Annotated in this window: 27 protein-coding genes; 10 read left to right on the top strand and 17 right to left on the bottom strand. The window is 71.7% G+C overall.

The annotated features are described in order from the left end of the window. Window positions 1–89: 89 nt before the first annotated feature. The 3 genes from BA175_RS27865 to BA175_RS27875 form a co-directional block, all read right to left on the bottom strand. Entirely contained in the window at window positions 90–614 is a 525-nt protein-coding gene (locus BA175_RS27865; RefSeq protein ID WP_069174340.1) for a M23 family metallopeptidase, read from the bottom strand. A gap of 385 nt (window positions 615–999) precedes the next feature. Next, complete coding sequence (locus BA175_RS27870; RefSeq protein WP_069174341.1) at window positions 1000–1209, bottom strand: DUF397 domain-containing protein; 210 nt, start codon at window positions 1207–1209, stop codon at window positions 1000–1002. Then, window positions 1206–2066, bottom strand: coding sequence for a helix-turn-helix domain-containing protein (locus BA175_RS27875; RefSeq protein ID WP_069174342.1), 861 nt, complete (start codon window positions 2064–2066; stop codon window positions 1206–1208). The genes BA175_RS27870 and BA175_RS27875 overlap by 4 nt, the downstream gene beginning before the upstream one ends. Window positions 2067–2166: 100 nt before the next feature. Between BA175_RS27875 and BA175_RS31335 the strand changes: the two genes are divergently transcribed. Together BA175_RS31335 and BA175_RS27880 are read left to right on the top strand one after the other, a co-directional pair. Beyond that, window positions 2167–2325, top strand: a complete 159-nt coding sequence (locus BA175_RS31335) for a hypothetical protein (protein WP_175420945.1) — start codon at window positions 2167–2169, stop codon at window positions 2323–2325. Window positions 2326–2659: 334 nt separating this feature from the next. Continuing rightward, window positions 2660–3019, top strand: coding sequence for a hypothetical protein (locus BA175_RS27880; RefSeq protein WP_069174343.1), 360 nt, complete (start codon window positions 2660–2662; stop codon window positions 3017–3019). Between the two features lie 114 nt (window positions 3020–3133). Here BA175_RS27880 and BA175_RS27885 read toward each other — a convergent pair whose 3' ends face one another. Continuing rightward, complete coding sequence (locus tag BA175_RS27885; RefSeq protein ID WP_069174344.1) at window positions 3134–4291, bottom strand: acyl-CoA dehydrogenase; 1158 nt, start codon at window positions 4289–4291, stop codon at window positions 3134–3136. Between the two features lie 185 nt (window positions 4292–4476). On the opposite strand from BA175_RS27885, the gene BA175_RS27890 reads away from it, so the two are divergent. Beyond that, entirely contained in the window at window positions 4477–5820 is a 1344-nt protein-coding gene (locus tag BA175_RS27890) for a UDP-glucose dehydrogenase family protein (RefSeq protein WP_069174345.1), read from the top strand. Window positions 5821–6021: 201 nt separating this feature from the next. Here the strand turns inward: BA175_RS27890 and BA175_RS27895 are convergent, their stop codons facing one another. From BA175_RS27895 to BA175_RS27905, 3 genes are read right to left on the bottom strand one after another with little or no spacing between them, the layout of a single operon-like run. Continuing rightward, entirely contained in the window at window positions 6022–7224 is a 1203-nt protein-coding gene (locus tag BA175_RS27895) for a dipeptidase (protein ID WP_069174346.1), read from the bottom strand. A gap of 7 nt (window positions 7225–7231) precedes the next feature. After that, window positions 7232–7774 carry a 5-(carboxyamino)imidazole ribonucleotide mutase gene (purE, locus tag BA175_RS27900; RefSeq protein ID WP_069174347.1) on the bottom strand — a complete coding sequence of 181 codons (543 nt, stop codon included), beginning with the start codon at window positions 7772–7774 and terminating at the stop codon, window positions 7232–7234. Continuing rightward, on the bottom strand, window positions 7771–8901 hold the full coding sequence (locus BA175_RS27905) for a 5-(carboxyamino)imidazole ribonucleotide synthase (RefSeq protein ID WP_069174348.1): 1131 nt from the start codon (window positions 8899–8901) through the stop codon (window positions 7771–7773). Before BA175_RS27905 ends, purE begins: the two co-directional genes overlap by 4 nt. Window positions 8902–9168: 267 nt before the next feature. Here BA175_RS27905 and BA175_RS27910 point away from each other — a divergent pair, with 267 nt between their 5' ends. Continuing rightward, window positions 9169–9687 carry a GtrA family protein gene (locus BA175_RS27910; RefSeq protein ID WP_069174349.1) on the top strand — a complete coding sequence of 173 codons (519 nt, stop codon included), beginning with the start codon at window positions 9169–9171 and terminating at the stop codon, window positions 9685–9687. A gap of 19 nt (window positions 9688–9706) precedes the next feature. Here the strand turns inward: BA175_RS27910 and BA175_RS27915 are convergent, their stop codons facing one another. Together BA175_RS27915 and BA175_RS27920 are read right to left on the bottom strand one after the other, a co-directional pair. Beyond that, window positions 9707–10972, bottom strand: coding sequence for an ATP-binding protein (locus BA175_RS27915; protein ID WP_069174350.1), 1266 nt, complete (start codon window positions 10970–10972; stop codon window positions 9707–9709). 15 nt (window positions 10973–10987) lie between these two features. Then, window positions 10988–11665, bottom strand: coding sequence for a response regulator transcription factor (locus BA175_RS27920; protein ID WP_069174351.1), 678 nt, complete (start codon window positions 11663–11665; stop codon window positions 10988–10990). Window positions 11666–12152: 487 nt separating this feature from the next. Between BA175_RS27920 and BA175_RS27925 the strand changes: the two genes are divergently transcribed. Next, window positions 12153–13643, top strand: coding sequence for an oligopeptide:H+ symporter (locus BA175_RS27925; protein ID WP_069174352.1), 1491 nt, complete (start codon window positions 12153–12155; stop codon window positions 13641–13643). Between the two features lie 164 nt (window positions 13644–13807). On the opposite strand, the gene BA175_RS27930 is transcribed toward BA175_RS27925, so the two are convergent. Both BA175_RS27930 and BA175_RS27935 read right to left on the bottom strand, forming a co-directional pair. After that, window positions 13808–14299 carry an ATP-binding protein gene (locus BA175_RS27930; RefSeq protein WP_069174353.1) on the bottom strand — a complete coding sequence of 164 codons (492 nt, stop codon included), beginning with the start codon at window positions 14297–14299 and terminating at the stop codon, window positions 13808–13810. A gap of 197 nt (window positions 14300–14496) precedes the next feature. Beyond that, complete coding sequence (locus tag BA175_RS27935; RefSeq protein WP_069174354.1) at window positions 14497–14865, bottom strand: STAS domain-containing protein; 369 nt, start codon at window positions 14863–14865, stop codon at window positions 14497–14499. Between the two features lie 290 nt (window positions 14866–15155). Here BA175_RS27935 and BA175_RS27940 point away from each other — a divergent pair, with 290 nt between their 5' ends. After that, a complete protein-coding gene (locus BA175_RS27940; RefSeq protein WP_069174545.1) occupies window positions 15156–16127 on the top strand; it encodes an RNA polymerase sigma factor SigF in 972 nt (323 codons plus the stop codon). 171 nt (window positions 16128–16298) lie between these two features. On the opposite strand, the gene hutI is transcribed toward BA175_RS27940, so the two are convergent. The 4 genes from hutI to hutU form a co-directional block, all read right to left on the bottom strand. Next, window positions 16299–17480 carry an imidazolonepropionase gene (hutI, locus tag BA175_RS27945; RefSeq protein ID WP_069174355.1) on the bottom strand — a complete coding sequence of 394 codons (1182 nt, stop codon included), beginning with the start codon at window positions 17478–17480 and terminating at the stop codon, window positions 16299–16301. 185 nt (window positions 17481–17665) lie between these two features. Then, the gene (locus BA175_RS27950) at window positions 17666–19033 is read right to left on the bottom strand and encodes a formimidoylglutamate deiminase (protein WP_069174356.1); all 1368 of its coding nucleotides are present in this window, start codon (window positions 19031–19033) and stop codon (window positions 17666–17668) included. Continuing rightward, entirely contained in the window at window positions 19024–20238 is a 1215-nt protein-coding gene (locus BA175_RS27955; protein WP_069174546.1) for an allantoate amidohydrolase, read from the bottom strand. The genes BA175_RS27950 and BA175_RS27955 overlap by 10 nt, the downstream gene beginning before the upstream one ends. Window positions 20239–20381: 143 nt before the next feature. Further along, window positions 20382–22046, bottom strand: a complete 1665-nt coding sequence (hutU, locus tag BA175_RS27960; protein ID WP_069174357.1) for a urocanate hydratase — start codon at window positions 22044–22046, stop codon at window positions 20382–20384. 348 nt (window positions 22047–22394) lie between these two features. On the opposite strand from hutU, the gene BA175_RS27965 reads away from it, so the two are divergent. From BA175_RS27965 to BA175_RS27980, 4 genes are all read left to right on the top strand, one after another. Further along, window positions 22395–22835: a hypothetical protein gene (locus BA175_RS27965; RefSeq protein ID WP_069174358.1), complete on the top strand. Its 441-nt coding sequence runs from the start codon at window positions 22395–22397 to the stop codon at window positions 22833–22835. Next, a complete protein-coding gene (locus BA175_RS27970) occupies window positions 22832–23632 on the top strand; it encodes a hypothetical protein (RefSeq protein WP_069174359.1) in 801 nt (266 codons plus the stop codon). Before BA175_RS27965 ends, BA175_RS27970 begins: the two co-directional genes overlap by 4 nt. Window positions 23633–23670: 38 nt before the next feature. Further along, a complete protein-coding gene (locus BA175_RS27975; protein WP_069174360.1) occupies window positions 23671–24135 on the top strand; it encodes a roadblock/LC7 domain-containing protein in 465 nt (154 codons plus the stop codon). 71 nt (window positions 24136–24206) lie between these two features. Then, window positions 24207–24581, top strand: a complete 375-nt coding sequence (locus BA175_RS27980) for a hypothetical protein (RefSeq protein WP_069174361.1) — start codon at window positions 24207–24209, stop codon at window positions 24579–24581. A gap of 134 nt (window positions 24582–24715) precedes the next feature. Here BA175_RS27980 and BA175_RS27985 read toward each other — a convergent pair whose 3' ends face one another. Both BA175_RS27985 and BA175_RS27990 read right to left on the bottom strand, forming a co-directional pair. Beyond that, window positions 24716–25252 carry a hypothetical protein gene (locus BA175_RS27985; protein WP_069174362.1) on the bottom strand — a complete coding sequence of 179 codons (537 nt, stop codon included), beginning with the start codon at window positions 25250–25252 and terminating at the stop codon, window positions 24716–24718. 157 nt (window positions 25253–25409) lie between these two features. Then, the gene (locus tag BA175_RS27990; protein ID WP_069174363.1) at window positions 25410–26264 is read right to left on the bottom strand and encodes a MurR/RpiR family transcriptional regulator; all 855 of its coding nucleotides are present in this window, start codon (window positions 26262–26264) and stop codon (window positions 25410–25412) included. Window positions 26265–26371: the final 107 nt, after the last annotated feature.

Genomic DNA, 26371 nt, shown 5'->3' on the forward strand with positions numbered 1-26371 from the left:
CCCGCTCGACCGAGGGGCCCCGTCACCCGGGCCGGAGCGCACGGGCGGCGTTGTGCGCCCGTGCGCTCCGGCCCACCACCGGCTGCGCGTCAGCAGCCCTTCCAGGCCGTTGTGTGGTCGTGCGGGTAGGTACGGCCGCAGAAGGTCGGCGGGTGGGAGACCCACGCGCTTCCCGACCAGTGCTGGGTGGACAGGTGCAGGTGACAGCCGGAGGACTGCCCCTTGTTGCCGGTGTACCCGAGCAGTGAGGCCGAGCCGACCGACTGTCCGACGTTCACGTTGATCGAGTCCATGTGCATGTACTTGAGGCGCCACTTCACCCCGTTGATGTACTTGGTCATGGTGAGGCGGCCGATCGTACGGTCGACGGTGTCGACCGTCATGCCGTCCCAGATGGGGTAGAGCCGCTTGCCGCACGGCGAACCCTTCAGGGAGAAGTCCAGACCGTAGTAGTCGCTGTAGTGGGAGCCGTTGTAGTAGTCGACGTGCAGGCCCTCGCCGTACCACGAGCCGCTGAGGGTCCACGATTCCGAGTAGTGCCAGGGGGACACACCGTTCGGCGCCGGGGAGGAACTGGAGTGCGCGGTGGCGGTCGTTGCAGTAGCAATGCACATGACAAGTCCTGCGCATGCGCCGATCAGGCGCAAGGCGTACTTCTTCACATTCACCTCGTTGTCTGCGTGAGCGGCCGACCGCCCACAGGCGTGATCACGGACAGCCGATGCCGGCGGTCTGTTCCGAGCAGTGGGGGCCGCACCGGCATCGCATGACAACGGCCGACGAAGCTCACGAGACCGTGCCGTTGCCGGTCGAGCAGGCGGATCACCATCTCCGCGCGACGCTACAAGTGTGTGGGCTCCGACGGGAGTGCCGTGCAGCACCTTGACAGGAAACGGCCACTCCGCCGCGGGGCAGGACGGGCTGTTCGGCCACCTCAGCGGGCTCTTGCGACGACAGCGCGTCCCGATGCCAGGAGTAACGGGCTCGGGGCGCGAGCGCTCAGCTTCCCTGCATGGACGAGACGAAGTCCGCCCACGCGCCTGACTCGATGGTGAGAGGGGGCACCGAAAGGTTCTTGGAGTCGCGTACATGGATGGAGCCGAAGTTGGCCGCGACCTCGACGCAGTCGCCTTCGTTGCCGTTGCTGCTGTAGCTGCTCTTGAACCAGGCCGGCTCAGAAACGTCTTGTGCGGAAGTCCTGCGCATCATGTCTCTCCCAGCACTTGCTCGACGAGGACCAGAGTCTCCCGGGGGGTGAGAGCCTCGGCCCGGATGATGCCATACCTCAGTTCGAGGATACGCAGTTGCTTCGCGTCGGTCACGGAGCACCCGTTGAACGCGCCTTGCGAACGCCCCACAGCCGTACCGTCCTTGAACTTCAGCACGGTGATGTCACCGTGCATACCGGGGTGTGCCTCGCGGCACGTAGGCATCACCTGAAGGGTCACATGGCGCAACCGCCCGATCTCCAGCAAGCGTTCGAGCTGTCGCCGCCACTCCGTCACGCCTCCGATGGGACGTCTGAGGGCCGACTCTTCCTGCACGAATCCAAGGGCCGGTGCGGGTGACCGGTCGAAAATCGTCTGCCGAGCCATGCGCGCGGCGACCATCCGTTCCACCTCGTCCTGCGAGTACGGAGGTTGCCGGGCCTCGAACAGCGCCCGCGCATGGCCAGGAGTCTGCAGTAGGCCGTGCAGACCGTGTGCCACGTAGGCCGCGAGCTCAACGGCCCGTGCCTCCACGCCCGCCAGATCCCGCACCTTCTTGGGGTACCGAACCTCCGCCACATCCCCCTTCATCATGGCGAGCTTCCCGCCGGCCCCCAGTACCTCGTCCGCCCTGTCCAGGAACTCCGGCCGAGGGATGCGGCGCCCGCCCTCCACCTTGTAGACCAGGTACTCCCCGTATCCGATCGCGGCCCCGAACTCGCCGGCCCGCATACCCGCCGCCTCCCGCCACGCCTTGATCTGGCGGCCCCCCACCCGTCGAGGTGCCCGACCCGCCCACCTGCCGGCCACGGCACATCCGGGGCGACCGAAATCTCCCCCGGAGTCGGCCGCGCGCATCCCTCACCGAGCCGGCCAGGAACGCCATGCTCCACGGGTGCAACCGGCAGGAATTTTCGGCCGAGCCACACGGCCCACCGCGACGGATTCCCTGACGATCGTGTCGCGAGCGGCAGCGCCCGGCCTGATCCTCGTTCCGCTCCAGAACCGCGACCACACCTTCCGCTCCCGCCGCGCCGGCCACTGCCGCCACGGCCGCCACTGCCACGACTGCCACGACTGCCGCGACTGCCGAACGGACCTGCCCACGGCCGCCTGACCGCGGCCCTCGGCCCGGCACCTCTGAACTTTGCACTCCGCTTGCGACATGCGGCGAGATCGGCCGCAATCCTCGGCGGAAGGTGATCTTCCCCCCTCATACAGGTGACCGACGGGGGCTCGATCCGGTCGGACCGCGCACACCCGCCGTACAGATGCATGCGCGCCACAGGCATGTGGGCTCGAAGGTTGCGCCGGTTTTCTGCCGCGTTCAGCCGTCGGCAATCCAATGACCGATATGGACCTGCCGCCGTAACCCCTCAAGCACTTAGCGTCACATCCTGTCCGAAACCGAAGGCCGCAATCGGGCGGTCGATCACCGAACGGGGAACACGATGAGACGCAAGATGTGGACCGCCCTCGCCCTGCCCCTCCTGGCCGCCTCGGCCACCCTCGTCTCCGCTCCGACAGCGGGCGCCGCGGTCGCCGGTGCCGACGCGTGCACGCACCCGGCCTGGTCGAACAAGGACGCCGGCTCCGGCTACGTGTCCGGCAGTTCCGCGCCGCTGCGCACGGGTCCGAACGAGGGCTGCGCCACGACGGCCACGGTGTACGGCGCGAAGCTGTACTACCACTGCTACGTGGTCAACTCCGCGGGCAACACCTGGACGCACGCGCGCATCGACGGCACCCAGATCAACGGCTGGATCTGGGACGGCAACCTGAACGACAACGGGGCGACCGCCCCCTGCTGACACCCCGTTCGTGACGGGCCGCGTCACCGGGCGGGGACGCCCGCACGCTGACGGGTCGCACTGTGGCCCCCGGCATCATTCACCGGGGGCCACAGTGCGGTGCATCGCGGGCCGTTACGGCAGGTTGCGGGCCATGACGATCCGCTGGACCTGGTTGGTGCCCTCGTAGATCTGGGTGATCTTGGCGTCGCGCATCATGCGCTCCACCGGGTAGTCGCGGGTGTAGCCGTAGCCGCCGAGGAGCTGGACGGCGTCGGTGGTGACCTCCATGGCGACGTCGGAGGCGAAGCACTTGGCCGCGGCCCCGAAGAAGGTGAGGTCTCCGTCGAGGCGCTCGGACTTGGCCGCCGCCGCGTAGGTGAGCTGGCGGGCCGCCTCCAGCTTCATCGCCATGTCGGCGAGCATGAACTGGATGCCCTGGAAGTCGGCGATCGGCTTGCCGAACTGCTTGCGCTCCTGGACGTAGCCCTTGGCGTAGTCGAGGGCACCCTGGGCGATGCCGATGGCCTGCGCCGCGATGGTGATGCGGGTGTGGTCCAGGGTCTTCATCGCCGTGGCGAAGCCGGTGCCCTCCTCGCCGATCATGCGGTCGGCAGGGATGCGGACGTTGTCGAGGTAGACCTCCCGTGTCGGGGAGCCCTTGATGCCGAGCTTCTTCTCCGGGGCGCCGAAGGAGACACCCGGGTCGGACTTCTCGACGACGAACGCCGAGATGCCCTTCGAGCGCTTCTCCGGGTCGGTCACGGCCATCACCGTGTAGTACTCGGAGACGCCCGCGTTCGTGATCCAGCGCTTCACACCGTTGAGGACCCAGAAGTCCCCGTCCCGCACGGCCTTGGTCTTCATGCCCGCCGCGTCGGAACCGGCGTCCGGCTCGGAGAGGGCGTACGAGAACATCGCGTCGCCCTTGGCGAGCGGGCCCAGGTACTTCTTCTTCAGCTCCTCGGAGCCGGAGAGGATCACCGGGAGGGAGCCCAGCTTGTTCACGGCCGGGATGAGGGAGGAGGACGCGCAGGCGCGGGCCACCTCCTCGATCACGATGACCGTGGCCAGGGCGTCGGCGCCCGCGCCGCCGTACTCCTCCGGGACGTGGACCGCGTGCAGGTCCGAGGCGACCAGGGCGTCCAGGGCCTCCTGCGGGAAGTGGCCCTCCTCGTCGACCGCGGCGGCGTGCGGGGCGATCTTCGCCTCGGCCAGCGAACGGATCGTCTCGCGGAGCATGTCGTGCTCCTCGGCCGGACGGTACAGATCGAAGTCGGTCGAACCCGCCAAGACGTTCACTCCCCAGGGATGCTAACTACCGTTAAGTAACCCAATTTTAGTTCCAGGTCCTCACTCCGGCATACCGGCGGGACACGTGAGCTTGCCGACAGCCCCGGGGCCGCCGGAAAACCGGTCCCCGGACGGCCCGGATATGCTCGGCTCCGCACGTCTGTCCGCATCGTTCAGGAGCACCCATGGCCCTCAGGATCACCGTGATCGGCACCGGCTACCTCGGGGCCACCCATGCCGCGGCCATGGCGGAGCTCGGCTTCGAGGTCCTCGGCCTCGACGTCGTGCCGGAGAAGATCGAGATGCTCTCGGCGGGCAAGGTCCCGATGTACGAGCCGGGCCTCGAGGAGATGCTGCGGAAGCACGTGGCCGGCATCGAGGGGTCGACCGGGCGGCTGCGGTTCACCACCTCCTGGGAGGAGATCGGCGCCTTCGGCGATGTGCACTTCGTCTGCGTGAACACTCCCCAGAAGCACGGCGAGTACGCCTGCGACATGAGCTATGTGGACAGCGCCTTCGAATCCCTGGCCCCCCGGCTCACCCGGCCGGCGCTGGTGGTGGGCAAGTCCACCGTGCCGGTGGGCTCCGCGGCCCGGCTGGCCGCGCGGCTGGCCGAACTCGCCCCCGCGGGTACGGACGTGGAGCTGGCCTGGAACCCGGAGTTCCTGCGCGAGGGCTTCGCGGTGAACGACACGCTGCACCCGGACCGGATCGTCGTCGGCGTGGAGAGCGAGCGGGCCGAGAAGCTGCTGCGCGAGGTGTACGCCGGACCGGTCGGTGAGGGCTCGCCGTTCGTGGTGACCGACTTCCCGACGGCGGAGCTGGTCAAGACCTCGGCGAACTCCTTCCTGGCGACCAAGATCTCGTTCATCAACGCGATGGCGGAGGTCTGCGAGGCCGCCGACGGCGATGTGGTGAAGCTCGCGGAGGCCCTCGGCCACGACGAGCGGATCGGCAAGAAGTTCCTGCGGGCCGGGGTCGGTTTCGGCGGAGGCTGCCTGCCCAAGGACATCCGCGCCTTCATGGCGCGCGCCGGTGAACTGGGCGCCGACCAGGCGCTGACCTTCCTTCGGGAGGTCGACTCCATCAACATGCGCCGCCGCGGCCACATGGTGGAGCTCGCCCGGGAGGCCGTGGGCGGCGGATCGTTCCTGGGTACCCGCGTCGCGGTGCTGGGCGCGACCTTCAAGCCGGATTCGGACGACGTACGCGACTCGCCGGCCCTGAACGTGGCCGGCCAGATCCACCTGCAGGGCGGGCAGGTCACCGTCTTCGACCCCAAGGGGATGGACAACGCCCGGCGGCTGTTCCCGACGCTCGGCTACGCGGACACGGCGCTGGACGCCGTGCGCGGGGCGGACGTGGTCCTGCACCTGACGGAGTGGCGCGAGTTCCGCGAGCTGGACGTCGTGGCGCTGGGCGAGGTGGCCGCGCGGCGCACCGTCCTGGACGGGCGCAACGCGCTCGACCCCCTGGTGTGGCGCGAGGCCGGGTGGACGTACCGGGCGATGGGCCGGCCGACGGCCTGAGCCGACGGGCGGTCCCCCGGTCCCCCGGTCCCACCGGGGCGGGCACCGGAACCGGGCAGGCCCCGCGGCGGGACCACCGAGGGGCCCACGCCCGCCAGGCGTCCGGGCCGGGCGGTCACCGCAGCACGAACGTCGCGGCACGAGCACCGCTGCAGGACCGCCCGACGGGCCGGGCGCCCGCCCCGCGTCCGGACCGCACGGTCAGCGCAGCGGGCCGTCCAGCTGCTCGATCGTCGCGTGGGACGGGCCCAGCCGGACGCTCAGGTCCCGGGCCACCGCTTCCGCGTCGCGCAGGACCCGTACCGCGTTCTGCCACGTCAGCTTGGCGATGTCCTGGTCCGACCAGCCGCGGGCGAGCAGTTCCGCGATCAGGCGCGGGTAGCCGGAGACGTCCTCCAGGCCCTGCGGGAGGAACGCCGTGCCGTCGTAGTCACCGCCGATCCCGATGTGGTCGACACCGACGATCTCGCGCATGTGGTCGAGGTGGTCGGCGATCGTCGCCACGGTGGCCGGCGGGCGGGGGTGGACCGCCTCGAAGTCCGCGTGGACCCGCATGGCGGCCGGTGTGGTGTCCAGGTGGTGCAGGCCGTGCTCCCGCATGTTGCGGTCGGCGGCCAGCGTCCACTCGACGGCCGCGGGGAGGACGAACTTCGGCACGAAGGTGGCCATGGCCACCCCGCCGTTGGCCGCGAGCATCCGCAGCACGTCGTCGGGGACGTTGCGCGGGTGGTCGCAGACGGCGCGGGCGGAGGAGTGCGAGAAGATCACGGGCGCGACCGAGACGGCGAGCGCGTCCCGCATGGTGGTGGCCGCCACGTGGGAGAGGTCGACCAGCATGCCGATGCGGTTCATCTCCCGTACGACCTCGCGGCCGAACTCCGTCAGGCCACCGCTGCGCGGGGAGTCCGTCGCCGAGTCCGCCCAGTCGGTGTTGTCGTTGTGCGTCAGCGTCATGTACCGGACGCCGAGGGTGTGCAGCGCCCGCAGGGTGCCCAGGGAGTTGTTGATGGAGTGGCCGCCCTCGGCGCCCATCAGGGAGGCGATGCGGCCTTCGGCTCGGGCCTTCTCCATGTCGTCGGCGGTCAGCGCGCGCCGCAGGTCCGCCGGGTGGCGGTCCAGCAGCTCGGCGACCACGTCGATCTGTTCCAGCGTGGCGCTGACCGCGTCGTCCCCGGTGAGGTGGGTGGAGACGTAGACGGACCAGAACTGCGCGCCGACGCCGCCGGCCCGCAGCCGCGGGATGTCGGTGTGCAGGACGCCGCTCTGGTCGGTGGCGATGTCCCGGGCGTCCAGGTCGTAACCGACCTGTTCGCGCAGCGCCCAGGGGAGGTCGTTGTGGCCGTCGACGACCGGGTGGTCGGCGAGGAGGCGGCGTGCCCGGTCCAGGTGGTACTCGCTGCTCATCGGTTCCCTACTTCCCGAAGCCGAACGAGTCGGCGCCCTCGACCTTGGCGCGCAGCCGCTTGCCCTTCTCCGTGGCCTGGTCGTTGAGCTCCTGCTGGAAGTCCTTCATCCGCGCCAGCAGCTCCGTGTCGTGCGCGGCGAGGATGCGGGCGGCGAGCAGCCCCGCGTTGCGCGCGCCGCCGACCGAGACGGTGGCGACGGGGACTCCGGCGGGCATCTGCACGATGGAGAGCAGGCTGTCCATGCCGTCGAGGTACTTCAGCGGCACCGGTACGCCGATCACGGGGAGCGGGGTCACCGAGGCCAGCATGCCCGGCAGGTGCGCCGCCCCGCCCGCCCCGGCGATGACCGCCTTGAGCCCGCGGTCCGCCGCGGACTCGCCGTACGCGATCATCTCGCGGGGCATGCGGTGGGCGGAGACGACGTCGACCTCGTAGGGGATCTCGAACTCGTCGAGGGCCTCGGCGGCGGCCTCCATGACGGGCCAGTCGGAGTCCGATCCCATGACGATGCCGATGACGGGGCTGGGTGCGGTACCGGAAGAGGTCATTCGGTGATCGTCCCTCGCAGGTAGTCGGCCGCGTGCCGGGCGCGCTCCCGCACGTCCGCCAGGTCGTCGCCGTAGGTGTTGACATGGCCGACCTTGCGGCCGGGCTTCACGTCCTTGCCGTACATGTGGATCTTGAGCTGCGGGTCGCGGGCCATGCAGTGCAGGTACGCCTGGTACATGTCCGGGTAGTCGCCGCCCAGGACGTTGCACATGACCGTCCAGGTTGCGCGGGGCCGCGGGTCGCCGAGCGGCAGGTCCAGGACGGCCCGGACGTGGTTGGCGAACTGCGAGGTGACCGCGCCGTCCTGGGTCCAGTGCCCGGAGTTGTGGGGGCGCATCGCCAGCTCGTTGACGAGAATGCCGGGGGTCCCGTCGGCGTCACGGGTCTCGAACAGCTCGACCGCGAGGTGGCCGACCACACCGAGCTCGGCGGCGATCCGCAGGGCGAGCTGCTGGGCCTCGCCGGCCAGCCGCTCGTCCAGCTCGGGCGCCGGGGCGACGACCGTGTCGCAGACGCCGTCGACCTGGACGGACTCGACGACCGGGTAGGCCACGGCCTGGCCGTGCGGCGAGCGGACGATGTTCGCCGCCAGCTCCCGTACGAAGTCGACCTTCTCCTCGGCGAGCACGGGGACACCGGCCCGGAAGGGCTCGGCGGCGTCCGCCTCGGAGCGGACCACCCAGACGCCCTTGCCGTCGTAGCCGCCGCGGACCGTCTTCAGTATGACGGGGAAGCCGCCGGTCTCCTCGGCGAAGGCAGCGGCGTCGGCCGGGTCCTTCACGAGGCGGTGGCGGGGGCAGGGTGCGCCGATCTCGGTGAGCTTCGCGCGCATCACCCCCTTGTCCTGGGCGTGCACCAGGGCGTCGGGGCCGGGGCGGACGGGGATGCCGTCCGCCTCCAGTGCGCGCAGGTGCTCGGTCGGCACGTGCTCGTGATCGAAGGTGATCACGTCGCAGCCGCGCGCGAAGGCGCGCAGCGTCTCCAGGTCGCGGTAGTCGCCGACGACGACTTCGCTCACCACCTGGGCGGCCGAATCCTGAGGAGTGTCACTGAGCAGCTTGAACTTCAGCCCGAGGGGGATGCCCGCCTCGTGGGTCATACGGGCGAGCTGACCGCCGCCGACCATACCGACTACCGGGAACGTCACGGCTCCAGGGTATCCGGCGTGCGCAACGTCCTTCGACCGTCCCGCGGCGGGGAGTCCTCCCGTACCCGGGACGGGCTGCGGACCGCCGGCGGGCGGCGGCGTCGCCGGGCCGTACGGGCGGCGGGCGGACAGCGCGCGGGCGGGGGCCGCGGCCACCCGCCCGGCGGGGAGCACGCCCTTCGCCGGGCGGGTGGCCGTTAGCATGGCCGCGTTGACGAAACCGACCGGACGGGGCTGAGCGACCACATGAGCGAACGGGGCGCACTGCGGACCCGGCTTGATCTGCTGGCCCGGGAGGTCGCCAAGTTCGGCGCGGTCGGCGCCTTCGGGCTGGTCGTGAACATCGCCGTCTCGAACCTGATCTGGCGCACCACGGACACTCCGGTGGTGCGGGCCGGCCTGATGGGGACGGTCGTCGCCATCCTGTTCAACTACGTCGGCTTCCGCTACTGGACCTACCGGGAGCGCGACAAGACCGGCCGGGCCCGCGAACTGGCGCTGTTCCTGCTGTTCAGCGCCGTCGGGGCGGTGATCGAGACGGGTGTGCTGTACCTCGCGACCTACGGCTTCGGCTGGAACAGCCCCGTCCAGAGCAACGTCTTCAAGATCGTCGGCATCTCCCTCGCGACCCTGTTCCGCTTCTGGTCGTACCGCACCTGGGTGTTCAAGGCCCTTCCCGCCAAGGAGGCCGTGCTCACAGCGGAACGATTTCTGGAACAGCGACGACCCGCCGACGACGTAGCGCACGGCCCCGTGCCCCGCTGACGGGTGACGCCCCGGACCCTCAGCGCACCGGGCGTTCGGCTTCCTCGTGGGACGGCGCGACCCGGCTGAGGAAGAGCGCGAAGACGGGGGGCTGCTGCTGGAGCAGTTCGAGCCGGCCGCCGTCCGCCTCCGCGAGGTCCCGGGCGACCGCGAGCCCGATGCCGGTGGAGTTGCGGCCGCTGATGGTCCGCTCGAAGATCCGCGCCCCGAGATCGGCCGGTACGCCGGGGCCCTCGTCCGTGACCTCGATGACGGCCTGGTTCCCCGTGACCCGCGTGCGCAGCGCGACCGTGCCCCCGCCGTGCATCAGTGAGTTCTCGATCAGCGCGGCGAGCACCTGGGCGACGGCACCCGGGGTGCCCACGGCCCGCAGCCCGTGCTTGCCGGAGCAGACGACCGCGCGGCCCGCGCTGCGGTAGGCGGGGCGCCACTCCTCGATCTGCTGCTTGACGACCTCGTCGAGGTCGAAGAAGACCGCGGAGCCGGTACGCGGGTCGCGGGAGTTGGTCAGCAGGCGCTCCACCACGTCCGTGAGCCGCTCGACCTGGGTGAGGGCGATGTTCGCCTCCTCCTTCACCGTGTCCGGGTCGTCGGTGGCCGAGATCTCCTCGATCCGCATCGACAGGGCGGTCAGCGGGGTACGGAGCTGGTGCGAGGCGTCGGCGGCGAGACGTCGCTCGGCGGTGAGCATCCGGGCGATCCGCTCGGCGGAGGCGTCCAGGACATCGGCCACCCGGTCCAGCTCCGCCACGCCGTACCGCTTGTGCCGGGGGCGGGGGTCGCCGGAGCCGAGGCGCTCGGCGGTCTCGGCGAGGTCGGTGAGCGGCGAGGTCAGCCGGTTGGCCTGGCGTACGGCGAGGAGCACGGCGGAGACGATCGCGAGGAGCGCCACCGCCCCGATGATCAACAGGGTCCGGCCGACCTCACGGGTCACGGCCGAGCGGGACTCCTCGACGGTGACCTTCTCCCCGTCCTCCCCCGTCTCCGTACTGCGCAGGACGCTGTCCGTGGGGCGTTCGCCGACCTCGATGGGGGCGCGTCCGGGGATCTCGACGCGTGCGTAGCGGCTCGGGTCGACCTGTTCGGACAGGACGTCGGGGGTGATCCGCTCCGCACCGAGCAGGCGGCTCTCCACGACGCTGATCAGCCGCAGCGCCTCGGAGTCGACGCTCTCCTGGGCACTGTTGCTGATGGTGCGGGTCTCGACGATGACGAGGGAGACGCCGAAGACGGCGATCACGACGAGGACCACGGCGAGCGTGGAGTTGATCAGTCGGCGGCGCATGACTGTCTCTGTACGTCAGCTCTTCTCGAACCGGAAGCCGACGCCCCGCACGGTGGCGATGTAACGGGGGTTGGCCGCGTCGTCCCCGAGCTTCTTGCGGAGCCAGGAGATGTGCATGTCGAGCGTCTTCGTGGAGGACCACCAGGTGGTGTCCCAGACCTCGCGCATCAGCTGGTCGCGGGTGACGACCCGGCCGGCGTCGCGGACGAGGACCCGGAGCAGGTCGAACTCCTTGGCGGTGAGCTGGAGTTCCTCCTCGCCCATCCAGGCGCGGTGCGACTCGACGTCGATCCTGACGCCGTGCGTGGCGGGCTGCGGCGCGGTCTCCGCGGCGCCGCGGCGCAGGAGGGCGCGGACCCGGGCGAGCAGCTCGGCGAGGCGGAAGGGCTTCGTGACGTAGTCGTCGGCTCCGGCGTCGAGGCCGACCACGGTGTCGACCTCGTCGGCGCGGGCGGTCAGCACCAGGATCGGCACGGCGTGGCCGTCCGCCCGCAGCCGTCTGGCGACCTCCAGGCCGTCCATCCCGGGCAGCCCCAGGTCGAGCACGACCAGGTCTATGCCCCCCTGGAGTCCGGCGTCGAGCGCGGTCGGACCGTCCTGGCGGACCTCGACCTCGTAACCCTCACGACGCAGGGCGCGGGCCAGTGGCTCCGAGATGGATGCGTCGTCCTCGGCGAGCAGTACACGGGTCATGAGGGTGATGGTAGTCCGCACCGGGGCCTCGGGGTGAGGTACTCGTCAAGGCCTGCGAGCCAGGGACACGAAACGGTCATGCACCTTTGAACAGGGGGGTTCGGTTCCTTCAGGACCTGTGATCCGTGTCTCAAGTCCTTCCATATCCCTGAGTGTCATGTCGTATGGTGGCTCGACGCCTGTTGCACCACCTGAGGACCTTTGGGCAGCTATTCGCGCCAAGGGTCACTTTTGTGTGCGGGCCGGTTCCCGCCGGCTCCGACCAGTGAATGACCTATGGGCCGGGCCCGGAGCGCGAGGACGCGCCCCGGGCGTGGATCCCGGTACGGCCGGTCCCCGACTCCGCCCCCGCTCCCTCCGGAGCCGGTGGCCGGATCGAATTCCCTCGAGGCGTCGGGGGTGGGGCGCGACCGTCCCGGTGCCGGCTACCCCCCACCGGGCGCCCACCGCTCACAAGGCGACGCGTCCCGACCAGCAAGGATCGACCATGGCGTCCAGCCTGACGAAGGAATCGGCCGGCACTGCCGGTAGCGAGAAGACCTTCTTCGGCCACCCCCGCGGCCTGGCCACTCTCTTCATGACGGAGATGTGGGAGCGCTTCAGCTACTACGGTATGCGCGCGCTCCTCCCGCTCTACCTGATCGCTCCCAACGGGCTTCACCTGAACCCCGCCACGGCCACGGCGATCTACTCGGTCTACCTGTCGCTGGTGTACCTGCTCGCCATGCCCGGCGGCTGGTTCGGCGACCGCGTCTGGGGCCCCCGCAAGACCGTCGCCATCGCGGGCGGCGTCATCATGCTCGGCCACCTGACGCTGGCACTGCCCACCGAGGGCACCTTCTTCGCCGGCCTCGGCCTGGTGGCGATCGGCTCCGGTCTGCTGAAGTCCAACATCTCCACGATGGTCGGCCACCTCTACGACGGCCCGGACGACCCGCGCCGTGACGGTGGCTTCACGATCTTCTACATGGGCATCAACATGGGTGCCTTCGCCGCGCCGCTGGTCATCGGCACCGTGGGCGAGAGTGTCAACTGGCACCTGGGCTTCGCCCTCGCCGCACTCGGCATGGGTCTGGGTGTCGCCCAGTTCCTGCTCGGCACCCGCCACCTCGACCCGCGCAGTCTCGTCGTGCCGAAGCCGCTGTCCGCGGACGAGCGCGCGTCCACGCTGCGCAAGGCCATGATCTGGATGGGCATCGCCGCGGTCTTCTACATCGGCACGGTGGTCACCGGCGTCTACACGCTGAACTGGCTGCTGGTCCCGATCACCGTGGCCGGTCTGGTCATCCCGGTGATGGTCCTGGCCCGCATCAAGCGGGACAAGGAGCTCAGCGCCACCGAGCAGGCCAAGATGTCCGGCTACATCTGGTTCTTCGTGGCCGCCGCCATCTTCTGGATGATCTACGACCAGGGCGGCTCGACCCTGGCGATCTTCGCCGACTCCTCGGCGGAGAACTCGGTGCTCGGCTGGAACTTCCCGGTCTCGTGGTACCAGTCGGTCAACCCGGTACTGATCATGGCGCTGGCCCCGGTCTTCGCCGCCTTCTGGATGGCGCTGAACCGGCGGGGCAAGGAGCCGAGCACGATCGTGAAGTTCAGCTCCGGTCTGGTGCTGGTCGGTGCGTCGTTCTTCCTCTTCCTGCTGCCGCTGACGATCGCCGGCGACGGCCACAAGGCCGCCGCGATGTGGCTGGTGGCGATCTACTTCGTGCAGACCGTCGCGGAGCTGACGCTCTCTCCCGTGGGCCTCTCGGTCACCACGAAGATGGCTCCGGCCAAGTACGCGAGCCAGATGATGGGGGTGTGGTTCCTCGCGGTCACCGCGGGCGACTGCACCACCGGGCTGCTGTCCATCGCGGGTGTGGAGCTCAACGGCACCGGGGTGGTGGCGCTCCAGGCCACCCTGGCGGTCCTCGCGGGTGTCGCGATCTTCATGTACCGCGGCAAGGTCAAGACGCTCATGGGCAACGTCCGCTGACGCGGAGCCCTTCGTGGGCCTTCTCGCGGCCGGGGGCCGTCGTACCGATCGGGTGCGGCGGCCCCTGGCCGTATCCGGCGGGAGCCGTACGGGGGGGCCGCCCGGAGCGGGCACGCGAAAAGCGCGCCGGGTGTGTTCCGGCGCGCCTAGGGTGGAGCGGGGGGTCAGGCGGGCGCCGCGATCTCCGCCCAGACGGTCTTGCCCGGCGTGTCCGGCGTACGGGAGACGCCCCAGTCCAGGCAGAGCCGCTGCACGATGAACATGCCGTGCCCCCCGGGCCGTCCCGCGCGGTGCGGGGTACGGGGCGCGGGCTGGCCGGTGCCGCCGTCTACGACCTCGACCCGGAGGGCCTTGGGCGAGCAGGCGATACGGAGCTCCTCGGGCCCGCCGGCGTGCAGGCAGGCGTTGGTCACGAGCTCGGAGACGACCAGCAGTACGTCCTCGGCGGCCGCTCTGCGGTCGGCCCCGGACGCGGGGAGCCAGCCCCAGTCGTGCAGGGCCTGCCGGGCGAAGTCCCGGGCCATCGGCACGATGCCCGTCGCCTCCCGCAGCGAGAGGGAGCGCCACTGCCGGTCGGCCGGCACGGCTGAGGCGGCGCCCGTACCGTCCGGCTCGCGGCCGAGGCCGCCCGGCGGATGCTGCCGGGTGGTGCTCATCAGCGCTTCACCTCACCGATTCACCGTGTTGCCATCGAACAGATTCTGGTCAGTTGCAGAGTGTGAGGCGTCCAGGACGCCACCGGGGTGTCTCCTGCCCTGTCGCACGACGACGACACCCACTTCGGCTACGCCGAAAGCGTGACGCGGGCCGATCGGCAGCCGTCGGTCACCGGAGCAGCGCATGAGACCCGCCGTCAGGAACCCAGGGCGTCTTCGAGCGAGGCGTGGACGGTGAAGACCGCCTCCGCACCCGTGATCTCGAAGACGCGGGCCACCATGGGCTGCATGCCCGCGAGGTGAACCGCTCCCCCGGCCGCCTCGGCCTGGAGGCGGGCACCGAGCAGGACGTTGAGCCCTGTGGAGTCACAGAATTCGAGGCGCGAGCAGTCGACCACCAGGCGCACGCGCCCTTGCTCGACCGCGCTCTCCAGCGGCTCGCGCAGCAGATCCGCGGTGTGGTGATCGAGCTCACCCACCGGCGTCACGACTTCGCTCAGCCCTTCGGTGCGGACCTCGACCTGTAGTCGACCCCGGTTCGCACTGCCGACCGTCCCGCGGTCCATGCCCGTCCCTCTTCGCCGTCCGACACCGTCCGCGCCGTTTGCCGCGACCGTCTCCGTGGCTTCCGCCGACGTCCATGAAACATTACGCGTTTCCCTCACCACACGGTAGTCGAAGAACTCAACAAACCGGACATACAGGGTGAATTGGTGCTTGTAACTCGCGCCCGGAACCGGGTAAGGGTAGAGGGCACCACATCACCTGGACGCTCGATCGGCTTCGGAGGCGCCGCTTCACCGCAGGAACACGTAGGGGCATCGGCAGCCATATGCCGAGAACGATGGAGGAGACCATGTCACCCCGGCTCGACGTATCGCGTACCCACCTCGCGACGTCGGCATGTCCTCAGGGACCGACCGATTCAGACTTTCCCGCTGCGAGCGCCGCACCCGGCGCGCGCACCGGCCACCGCACCGGCCCCACGGCCGGTGCCACCACCGCCGGCCTTCCGGACCAGGGCCTCGGCGATCTCCCCGAGATCCCGCCCTACGCCGACATCGGCGCCGTCGACGCCAGGGCGCTGTCGAAGACGCTCTTCGCGCGGCTCGAGGTGCTCGAGGAAGGCACCCCCGAGTACGCGTACGTCCGTAACACGCTGGTCGAACTCAACCTCGCCCTGGTCAAGTTCGCCGCTTCCCGGTTCCGCACCCGCAGCGAGCCGATGGAGGACATCGTCCAGGTCGGCACCATCGGCCTGATCAAGGCGATCGACCGCTTCCAGCTCAGCCGGGGCGTGGAGTTCCCGACGTTCGCGATGCCCACCGTCATCGGTGAGATCAAGCGGTTCTTCCGGGACACCAGTTGGTCCGTGCGCGTCCCGCGCCGGCTCCAGGAGCTGCGGCTCGACCTCGCCAAGGCGGGCGACGAGCTGGCCCAGCGGCTGGACCGCACGCCCACCGTGGGCGAGTTGGCCGAGCGCCTCGGCATCGGCGAGGACGAGGTCGTGGAGGGCATGACGGCGAGCAACGCGTACACCGCGAGCTCACTGGACGCCACGTCCGAGAGCGACGACCACGAGGGCGCGCTCGCGGACCGTATGGGCTACGAGGACCACGGCATCGAGGGCATCGAGTACGTCGAGTCCCTCAAGCCGCTCATCGCCTCCCTGCCGCTGCGCGACCGCACGATCCTCTCGCTGCGGTTCGTGGACAACATGACGCAGTCGGAGATCGGCGAGGAGCTCGGCATCTCGCAGATGCACGTGTCCCGGCTGCTCTCCCGGACGCTCGTCAAGCTCAGGAAGGGTCTCACCGTCGAGGAGTGACCCGGCGCCCGGACACACAGGCGCGCCACGCGGAAGGACCCGCCCGGCAAAGGGCGGGTCCTTCCGCGTGTCCGAGCGCTCCTCGGGAAGGGGCGGGCCCCGCCGCCACCGATGCCGCGGGGCCGTGCGCGACGCGTACGCCCCGCCCCCGCGCCGCGCCGCGGATCGCCGTCACCGGCCTCCCGGGACCCGCTCGCCGCACCGCCACACGGAGTGGACCAGCGGGACCCCCGGCCGGTAGGCGAGGTGGACGTGGCTCGGCGCGTCCAGGAGGACGAGGTCGGCGCGGGCGCCCGGGGCGATGCGGCCGACGTCGGTACGGCGCAGGGCGGCGGCGCCCCCGGCGGTGGCCGACCAGAGGGCCTCGTCCGGGGTCATCCCCATGTCCCGTACCGCGAGGGCCACGCAGAAGGGCATGGAGGAGGTGAAGGAGGAGCCCGGGTTGCAGTCCGTGGACAGGGCGACCGTGGCGCCCGCGTCCAGCAGGCGCCGGGCGTCGGGCCAGTCGGCGCGGGTGGAGAACTCCGCGCCGGGCAGGAGGGTGGCGACCGTGTCGCCCTGGCCGAGCGCGTCGAGGTCGGCGTCCGTGAGGTGGGTGCAGTGGTCGGCTGAGGCCGCGCCCAGCTCCACGGCCAGCTGGACCCCGGGGCCGTGGCCGAGCTGGTTGGCGTGGACGCGCGGGCTCAGCCCCCGGGCGAGGCCGGCGGTCAGGATCGCGCGGGCCTGGTCGCCGTCGAAGGCGCCCCGCTCGCAGAACACGTCGATCCAGCGGGCGTACGGGGCACAGGCGTCCAGCATCGGCCCGGTGACCAGGTCGACGTACCCGGCGGGGTCGTCGGCGTAGTCGGGGGACACGATGTGGGCGCCGAGGTAGGTCACCTCGTCCGTGTGGCGGGCGGCGACGCGCAGGGAGCGTGCCTCGTCCTCGACGGTGAGGCCGTAACCGGACTTGGTCTCCAGGGTGGTGGTGCCCTGGCGGAGCGCCTCGGCGAGGTAGCGGGCGACGTTGGCGGAGAGCTCCTCGTCGGAGGCGGCGCGGGTGGCGGCCACGGTCGTGCGGATGCCGCCCGCGGAGTAGGGGCGGCCCGACATCCGCGCGTTGAACTCGTCGGTGCGGTCTCCCGCGAAGACCAGGTGGGAGTGCGAGTCGACGAAGCCGGGGATCATGGCCCGGCCGCCCGCGTCGACGGCGTTGTCGGTGGCGGGTGCTTTGCTGGATTCACCGGTCCAGACGATGCGCTCGCCCTCGATGACGACGGCCGCGTCGCGGATCAGGCCCAGGGGGGTTCCGGTGTCGAGGGAGGGGTCGTTGGTGACCAGTACGGCGATGTCGGTGACCGCGGTCGTCGTCATCCGGGCGCTGCTTTCGTCGTGGGTGGGGGCCCTCGGCCGAGATGCCGGACGGGTCCCGGGGCGGATCGTACGGCCCGACGGGCGGGCCGTGCCGGCGGGTTCGGCCGGTCGCGAGGGGCGGGTCGGAGGCGTGGGGCGGATCAGCCCCACGAGGGCGTGCGGGCTCGCACGGTACGTGTGGCCGGTCAGGCCCGCAGGGCAGCGACGGCCGAAGCGAGCGCTCCGGGCACGTCCTCGACCAGGGTGTGGTGACCGTCCCGGACGATGTGCCTGCCTCCTACGACGGTGTGCCGGACATCCGCCGCGGAGGCGGCGAATACAGCCGCTTCGGCTGCCAGCCGGGGCGCCGGTCCCGCTGTCCTGACGGAGTCCAGTGCGATGGTCGTGAGGTCGGCCGGAGCTCCGGGTTCGAGCGTGCCCGCGTCCGGACGGCCCAGGGCGGCGTGACCGTCGGCGGAGGCCGCCCTGAGCAGGGCGGCCGCGGTCCAGTGGCCCCGGGCGTGGGTGCGGAGCCGTTCGTTGAGTTCCATCGCCCGGGCCTCCTCGAAGAGGTCGATCACCGCGTGGCTGTCGCTGCCCAGCGAGAGCGGGGAACCCGCCCGCTGGAGCGCGGCGGCGGGGCCGATGCCGTCGGCGAGGTCGCGTTCCGTGGTGGGGCACATGCAGGTGCCGGTCCGGGAGGAGCCCAGCAGCTCGATGTCCCCGGGCGTGAGGTGCGTGTTGTGGATGCCCGTGGTGTGCGGCCCGAGGACCCCGTGGTCCGCGAGGAGCCGGGTGGGGGTGCGCCCGTGCGCGGCGAGACAGGCCTCGTTCTCCGCGGTCTGCTCGGACAGGTGCACGTGGAGCGGGGCGCCGCGCTCCCGCGCCCATCGTGTGACGGTGGCCAGCTCCGCGGCCGGGACGGCGCGCACGGAGTGGATGGCCGCGCCGATCAGCGCCTGGCCGTCGGCCTTGAGGAGGGAGGCGCGCTCGGCCCAGGCCTCGGCGGTGGTGTCGGAGAAGCGGAGCTGGTGCCGGTCGGGCTTCCGGCCGAAGCCGGCGGCGAGGTAGGCGGTGTCGAGCAGCGTGATGCGGATGCCCGCTTCGGCCGCCGCCGCGATCAGCGCCTCACCCATCGCGTTCGGATTGTCGTACGGGGTGCCGCCCGGCGCGTGGTGAAGGTAGTGGAATTCGCCGACGCAGGTGATGCCGGCCAGCGCCATCTCGGCGTACGTCGCACGGGCCAGCGCGAAGTAGGAGTCGGGGGTGAGCCGGGAGGCCGTCCGGTACATCAGGTCACGCCAGGTCCAGAAGGTCCCCGAACCCACCTGGACGGTGGAGCGCAGAGCCCGGTGGAAGGCGTGCGAGTGGGTGTTGGCCAGCCCGGGAAGGGTCAGACCGCGCAGGACGGTCGCACCGGACGGCGGCGTCCTGGCGCCCGTACGCACACCGGCGATGCGGCCTCCGGCCACGTCCAGGGCGACCCCCGGTTCCACATGGGTACCGAGCCAGGCGTGGGACATCCAGTAGGTGGCGGTGACCGGCGGGCCCGCCGGTCGGGTCGTCAGCTGCACGCGAGACCTTCCAGTACGTCGGCGAGTGCCGTCACCCCGGCCACGCAGTCGTCCTCACGGGCGTGTTCGGCCGGCGAGTGCGAGATCCCGGTCGGGTTCCGCACGAACAGCATGGCGGTCGGCACGGAAGCGGACAAAATACCCGCATCGTGTCCTGCCCCGGTCCCCAGCACGGGCACGTCGCGCCCCGTGCCGTCCGGGCCCCGCTTCCCCAGCAGCCGGCGGATCTCGTCCCGCAGGACGTGCTGGAACTCCACGACGGGCGTGAAGGACTCGCGTACGACGTCGAGGTCGATCCCGGCCCGCTCCGCGTGCTCCCGGGCGGCCCGCTCGATCCCCCCGACGACGGCGTCGAGGGTGGCCTGGTCGGCGGCGCGCGAGTCGAGCCAGCCCCGCACGAGGGAGGGGATGGCGTTGACCCCGTTGGGCTCGACGGCGACCTTCCCGAAGGTCGCCAGACCACCGGCGAGTTCCGCCTCGCGCCGGGCCGCGAGCACGGTCTCGGCGTACGTGAGCATCGGGTCGCGGCGATCGGCGAGGCGGGTGGTGCCCGCGTGGTTGGCCTCGCCCCGGAAGTCGAACCTCCAGCGGCCGTGCGGCCAGATGGCCGAGGCGACGCCGACCGGGTACCCGTCGAGGTCGAGGGCCCGCCCCTGCTCGACGTGCAGTTCGACGAAGGCACCGATGCGGGCGAGCCGTTCGGGGTCGGGGCCGATGGCGTCCGGGTCGTGTCCGGCCGCCTCCATGGCCCGGGGCAGCGGCACACCGTCCCCGTCGCGGAGCAGGCGCGCCTTCCCGGGAGTCAGCTGTCCGGCGGTAAGCCGGGAGCCGACGCAGGCGAGCCCGAAGCGGGCCCCTTCCTCGTCACCGAAGTTGGTGATGGCGAAGGGCTTCGCGAACTCCGCTCCCCTGCGGCGGAGTTCGTCGAAAGCGGCGAAGGCGGAGACCACACCGAGAGGTCCGTCGAAGGCTCCGCCGTCCGGCACGGAGTCCAGGTGCGAGCCGGTGACGACGGCGTCCCCGGCCAGCGGGTCGCCGGACCAGGCCCACTGGTTGCCGTTCCGGTCGGTCTCGAGGGCGAGGCCCCGGGACTCCGCCTGGGCACGGAACCACGCACGGCAGTCCAGGTCGGCCCCGGTCCACGCGTACCGCCGGTATCCGCCGCTGCCGGAGTGGCGGCCGATGGGCGCGAGTGAGCGCCACATCGAGTGGAACGACTGCGGCTCGGAGAGCGGGCGCCCGGCCGGCTCGTGCGGTCCGGGCCCGGCGCCGGGCGCTGCGCCCGCCGCCTCTGCCGGGGCTCCCCGGCGGGGCTCCGTGCCGTGCGGCCGGCCGCCGGCGGTCCCGGTCACCGGCCGTCACCCTCCGCCATGGGGACCCGTACGCCCTTGGCCGAGGCGACGGACCCGGCGATGTCGTACCCCGCGTCGACATGCCGGATGACGCCCATGCCCGGGTCGTTCGTGAGGACCCGCCGGATCTTCTCGCCGGCCAGCTCCGTGCCGTCGGCGACGGTGACCTGCCCCGCGTGGATGGAGCGCCCCATCCCCACCCCGCCGCCGTGGTGCAGGGACACCCAGGACGCCCCCGACGCCACGTTGACCATGGCGTTCAGCAGCGGCCAGTCCGCGATGGCGTCGGAGCCGTCGAGCATGGCCTCGGTCTCGCGGTACGGCGAGGCGACGGACCCGCAGTCCAGGTGGTCGCGCCCGATGGCCAGCGGCGCGGCGAGCTCGCCGCTCGCCACCATGTCGTTGAACCGCTCACCGGCCCTGTCGCGCTCCCCGTACCCGAGCCAGCAGATCCGGGCGGGCAGTCCCTGGAAGTGGACCCGCTCACCGGCCATCCTGATCCAGCGGTGCAGCGACTCGTTCTCCGGGAAGAGTTCGAGCATCGCCTTGTCGGTCTTGTGGATGTCCGAGGCCTCACCCGACAGCGCGGCCCAGCGGAAGGGACCCTTGCCCTCGCAGAAGAGCGGCCGGATGTAGGCGGGCACGAATCCCGGGAAGTCGAACGCCCGCGCGTAGCCGGCGAGCTGGGCCTCCCCCCGGATCGAGTTGCCGTAGTCGAAGACCTCCGCCCCGGCGTCCATGAAGCCGACCATGGCCTCGACGTGCGCGGCCATCGACTCGCGGGCGCGCCTCGTGAAGTCGGCCGGCTTCTCGGCCGCGTACGCCGCCATGTCGTCGAAGTCGACGCCGACCGGCAGATAGGCGAGCGGGTCGTGGGCACTGGTCTGGTCGGTGACGATGTCGACGGGGGCGCCTTCGGCGAGCATGCGGGGCAGCAGTTCCGCCGCGTTGCCCAGCAGGCCGATGGAGAGCGGACGCCGCGCGTCCCGCGCCTCGACCGCCAGCTGGAGGGCGTGTTCGAGGGAGTCGGCCCGTACGTCCAGGAAGCGGTGCTCGATCCGCCGCTCGATGGCGCGGGGGTCGCAGTCGATGCAGAGGGCGACACCGTCGTTCATCGTCACGGCCAGCGGCTGGGCGCCGCCCATGCCGCCGAGGCCGGCGGTCAGCGTGATGGTGCCCGCCAGCGTTCCGCCGAACCGCTTGGCGGCGACGGCGGCGAACGTCTCGTAGGTGCCCTGGAGGATGCCCTGCGTCCCGATGTAGATCCAGGAGCCGGCGGTCATCTGGCCGTACATGGTGAGCCCGAGGGACTCCAGCCGGCGGAACTCCTCCCAGTTGGCCCAGTCGCCGACCAGGTTGGAGTTGGCGATCAGGACCCGCGGCGCCCACTCGTGCGTCTGCATGACCCCCACCGGCCGCCCGGACTGGACGAGCATCGTCTCGTCCTGCTTGAGCGTCCGCAGCGTACGGACCATCGCGTCGAACGACCGCCAGTCGCGGGCCGCCTTGCCGGTGCCGCCGTAGACGACGAGCTTGTCGGGGTGCTCGGCGACCTCGGGGTCGAGGTTGTTCTGCAGCATGCGGAGGGCGGCTTCCTGCTGCCATCCCAGGGCGCTCAGTTCCGTACCGCGCGGTGCCCGTACGGGGCGGGGTCCTGACATGGGGGATGCCTCCTCGCGACTGCGACCGTCATGACTGAAGACCGAGCACTGTGACTGTTCTATTCACATCCTGACGGCCTGAATACTCCTAGTCAACAGGGCGGGACCCCGCCGCCCGGGCGGGCCGGGGCCGCACACCCGGACGGTGGTCCCGCCCCCGCGCTCCCCGGGCCGGACCACCGGGCAGCCGGACCGGCGCGATCCCGGCCCGTCGCAGGGCGCCGACCTGCACCCTTGTCACGACCTCTCGCATGTACCAATGGAAAATGCCAGAACTCCCACCAGCCGCGAGCACGTTGCGTAGCCTCTGCACTACAGCCGTACGCCACGTCGGGAGGGGAGTCCGCGGTGCCCGGAATCGACGAGTGCCTGCTCGAGGTCATGAGGCTGCCCGGCGCCCGGGGCGCCGCGGTGGTCGACTGGACGAGCGGCCTCGCCCTCGGCACCATCGGCGAATCGCCCAACGGCGACCACGAGGCGACGGCCGCGGAGACCGCCGAAGTGGCCCGGATGGCGGCCGAACAGCCGGTCTTCGCGGGCGACGCCGCGGTGGCCGGCCCCGGGACCCGCACCCCGGGGGCGGTCCCGCCCCACCCACCCGGGTTACCCGGCCTCGCCGTCGAGGACGTCATCATCACCACCGCGCCCGGCTACCACATCCTCCGTTTCGTCGAGACGTCCTTCGACAGCAGCGTCTTCCTCCACCTCTGGCTGGACCGCGCCGAAGGCAATCTCGCCCTCGCACGCATGCGGCTCGGCGACATCGCGGAGCGGCTGGTCCTGGCATGAGCCCGGCCGCCACCGCCCCGTCCGGCATACCCGGGCACCCCGCTCTCTCCCCCATGCTCCAGCGGCTCGCGGCCGAGCGCGCCACCGGCGCGCTGATGCGTGACCGCGGCACGCTCTACCTCGCCGAGGGTCAGGTCGTCCACGCCGAGAGCCCCGCCACCCCGGGCATCGACATCCTGCTCACCACGGGCGGCACCCTGCGCAGCGAGGGCTGGTGGGACGCGGTCGCCCAGGCCGGTGCCGGTCAGCGGGTCGGCCGTTACCTCGTGGACAGCGGCAGGGTGCCGGGCGGTGCGCTGGAGCTGTGCCACCTGGGAGCGCTGTACGACGCCGCGTTCTTCGCCCTGGCCCCGACGCACACGCCGGCCCGGTTCCGTTACGGGGTCTCCCACTGGATCGGCCCGGTCCGCCCCGTACCCGTGGACGCCGTGCAGCGCGAGACACTCCGGCGCCGGGAACTGCTGGACCGGATCTGGCCGGACGCGCTCACCGACAGCGCCCCGCTCGTCCGCGCGGCGCACCCGCTCGACGCACCGGTCCCGCCGCGTCAGCGCCGCGTCCTCGACCTCGTCGACGGTGCGCGGACGGCCACGGACATCGCCCGGGAGCTGGGGCGTTCGGCCTTCCACATCCTGGTCGACCTGCGGCGGCTCGCGGCCGCCGGAATGGTCGCAACGGTCCGCCCGGCCGCGGCCGGGCCCGCCTCCGCGCCCGGCCGGATCGAGCTGCCCGAGGTCACGGCCGACCCCGACGTAGCCCTGTTGCGCCGGCTCAGAGACGCATTGGAGGCCCTGTGATACGCGCGCTCAGACAGCGTGCCGGGAGGAGACAGCTGATGGTGCCCGAGGCCGAAGCGCAGGATGTCCTCGACGAGCTCCAGCGGTTACGGGCCCGGGTACCGCTCCTGGCGGGTGCCCTCGCCGCCAGTACGGACGGCCTGGTGGTGGCCCACGACACCCCGGGCATCGAGGCGGAAGGCGTCGCCGCGCTGACCGCCGCCGCGCTCGGCGTATCGGTCCGGATGACCGACGCCACCGGACGCGGCGGCTTCCGCGAACTCCTGATCCGCGGCGGGAGCGGCTACATCGCGACGTACGCGGCGGGCTCCTCCGCCGTACTGACCCTGCTGGCCGAGGACCGCATCAACGTCGGCCGACTGCACCTGGAGGGCCGCAGGTCCGGTGCGCGCATCGGCGAGGTGGTGGACGCCGCGCTCGAACGCGCCGACCGTCCGGCGCCTCCCGTACGGCCCCCGCAGGAACGGGCCCTCCCGCGCCGCGCCACGCCGGACCCCTCGTGACACAGCACCGCACCACCCACCGGAAGACGGACCGGCCACCTGGGCCGGCCAGGGAAAGGAAGAGAGCACCCATGGCCAACACCGAAGCGTCACTGAAGGAAGCGATGACGTCGATCGAGGGAACCCTCGGCGTCGCACTCGTCGACTACACCAGCGGCATGGCGCTGGGCACCCTCGGCGGTGGCAAGGAGTTCAACCTGGAGGTCGCGGCGGCGGGCAACACCGACGTCGTACGCGCCAAGCTCCGCACCATGGAACACCTGGGCATCAAGGACGAGATCGAGGACATCCTCATCACCCTCGGCGCGCAGTACCACCTGATCCGGCTGCTCAAGACGCGCGGCAGCAACGGCCTGTTCCTCTACCTCGTCCTGGACTCCGGCCGCGCCAACCTCGCGATGGCCCGTCACCAGCTGAGGAAGATCGAGGCGGAGCTGGAGGTCTGACCCGCCGGGCCCACGGGCTCCGGCGGGGGCCGGACGGCGGGCCGGACCCCGGGCGGGACCGCCGCCAGCAGTCCGGTCCCCGGCCCGCCCCGCCGCGCCGGGCGCTCACCCGCGTCCGGCCCGCCCCGCCCCGCTCACCGGCGACGCCGTGCCCCGCCGGGCGCGGCGTCGCCCGCCATCGGTCCGGTGGTCCGGTACTCCTCCACCTGCCGGCCCGCGGCCCCGCCCCGCCCGACCCGGTCGGTCCGCACCCAGTACAGGACGTCGTCGCGGCGCTCCCGCTGCCCGAGCCGTACGGCCTTCGCCCAGAGCCCGGCACCGGCTCCGGCGAGCAGGAGCCCCCCGGCGCCCGGCAGCAGCCAGGCGCTGCACACGGCCGCCAGGAAGGCGCCCAGCAGCCACCACCGGTTCCGCCGGCGCCAGGTGCGTACGGTCACCGCCCGGTCCTGCAGGAAGTCACCGCGTCCCGCCCGTGCGGCCGCCCGGGCGAGCTCCGCGTACCGCCCCGTCCGCACCGTGGCCACCGCGGCCGCTGTCACCAGGAACAGCGCCGCTCCGGCCAGCAGCCCGATACGCCGGCCGGTCAGCCCCGGAACGAACGCGCCGACCGCCGCCGCCAGCAGACCCGGCCACCACAGCGGCGCGGCCCCGGCCCTCACGATCACGGCCACCCTCGCCAACGACTGCGCTCCGCGCCCCACGTCCCTACCCCTTCCGCAGCTCCCTGTGGACCTTCTGGGCGCGGAGGTTAACGGGTCCGGATGAGTGGTTCCTGAGAATCGGCGGAGGTCCGTCCGGCGAACCGGGGGCGGGCGCTCGGCCGGTTCCCTACTCGACGAACAAGCCCCTCGCGACGGCCTTCGCGTCGAACTCCTCCAGCCGGGCCTGCGCCTCGGGCAGCCCGTCGCACATGGCTTCCAGCAGCACCCGCCCCAGCAGCATCGGCGCGCACGCGGTGTCGAAGGCGAGCCCGGTCCCCACGGCCGCCGGAATCAGCAGGTCGCTGTGGACGGCCACCGGGGCGAACGCCGAGTCGGCGACGGTCACGACCGTCAGCCCCTGCTCCCGTGCGTACGCCAGAGCGTCCACGACCTCGCGGGGGTGGCGCGGCAGCGCGAAGCACAGCAGCACGCTCGCCCCCGCGCGGCGGGCCGCGTCGATCCGGTCGTGGACCATGCTGCCGCCCTCGTCGAGCACCCGTACGTCCGGATGCACCTTGGCGGCGAAGTACCCGAAGCCCCGTGCCTGCGACGACGCGGCCCGCAGGCCCAGCACGAGCAGGGGCCGCGATCCGGCGAGCAGCCGTCCCGCCCGCTCCACCGGCGCCGGGTCGGCGAGCAGGTCGGCCAGGTGGCGCAGGTTCTCGATCTCGGCCCGCACGGCCTGCTGGTACTCGTTGGGGCCCCCGCCCTCGCCCCCGTCCGCGCCGTGCGCCGCGCCGTCCGGGGCGACCTCCCGCAGGTGCCTGCGGAGAGCCGGATACCCGTCGAAGCCGAGCGCCACGGCGAACCGGGTGACCGAGGGCTGACTCACCCCGGCCAGTTCGGCGAGCTCCACGCTGGAGAGGAACGGGGCGTCGGCGGCCCGCCGCACCATGGAGTGCGCGATCCGCCGCTGGGTGGGCGTGAGCCGGCGCCCCTCGAAGAGGCCCTGCAACCGCGCGGCCGGGCTGCTCCCGCTCATGCTGTCCCTCCAGAGATCCGGCGCACCGGATCGGCACCGCCGAATCCATTCAGCCAGCACGCGAACTGAATGTCCATATACAGCCGCCGCCGCTCGCATTGCGGGAC

Source organism: Streptomyces griseus (assembly GCF_001715295.1).
GTDB lineage: Bacteria > Actinomycetota > Actinomycetes > Streptomycetales > Streptomycetaceae > Streptomyces > Streptomyces griseus_G.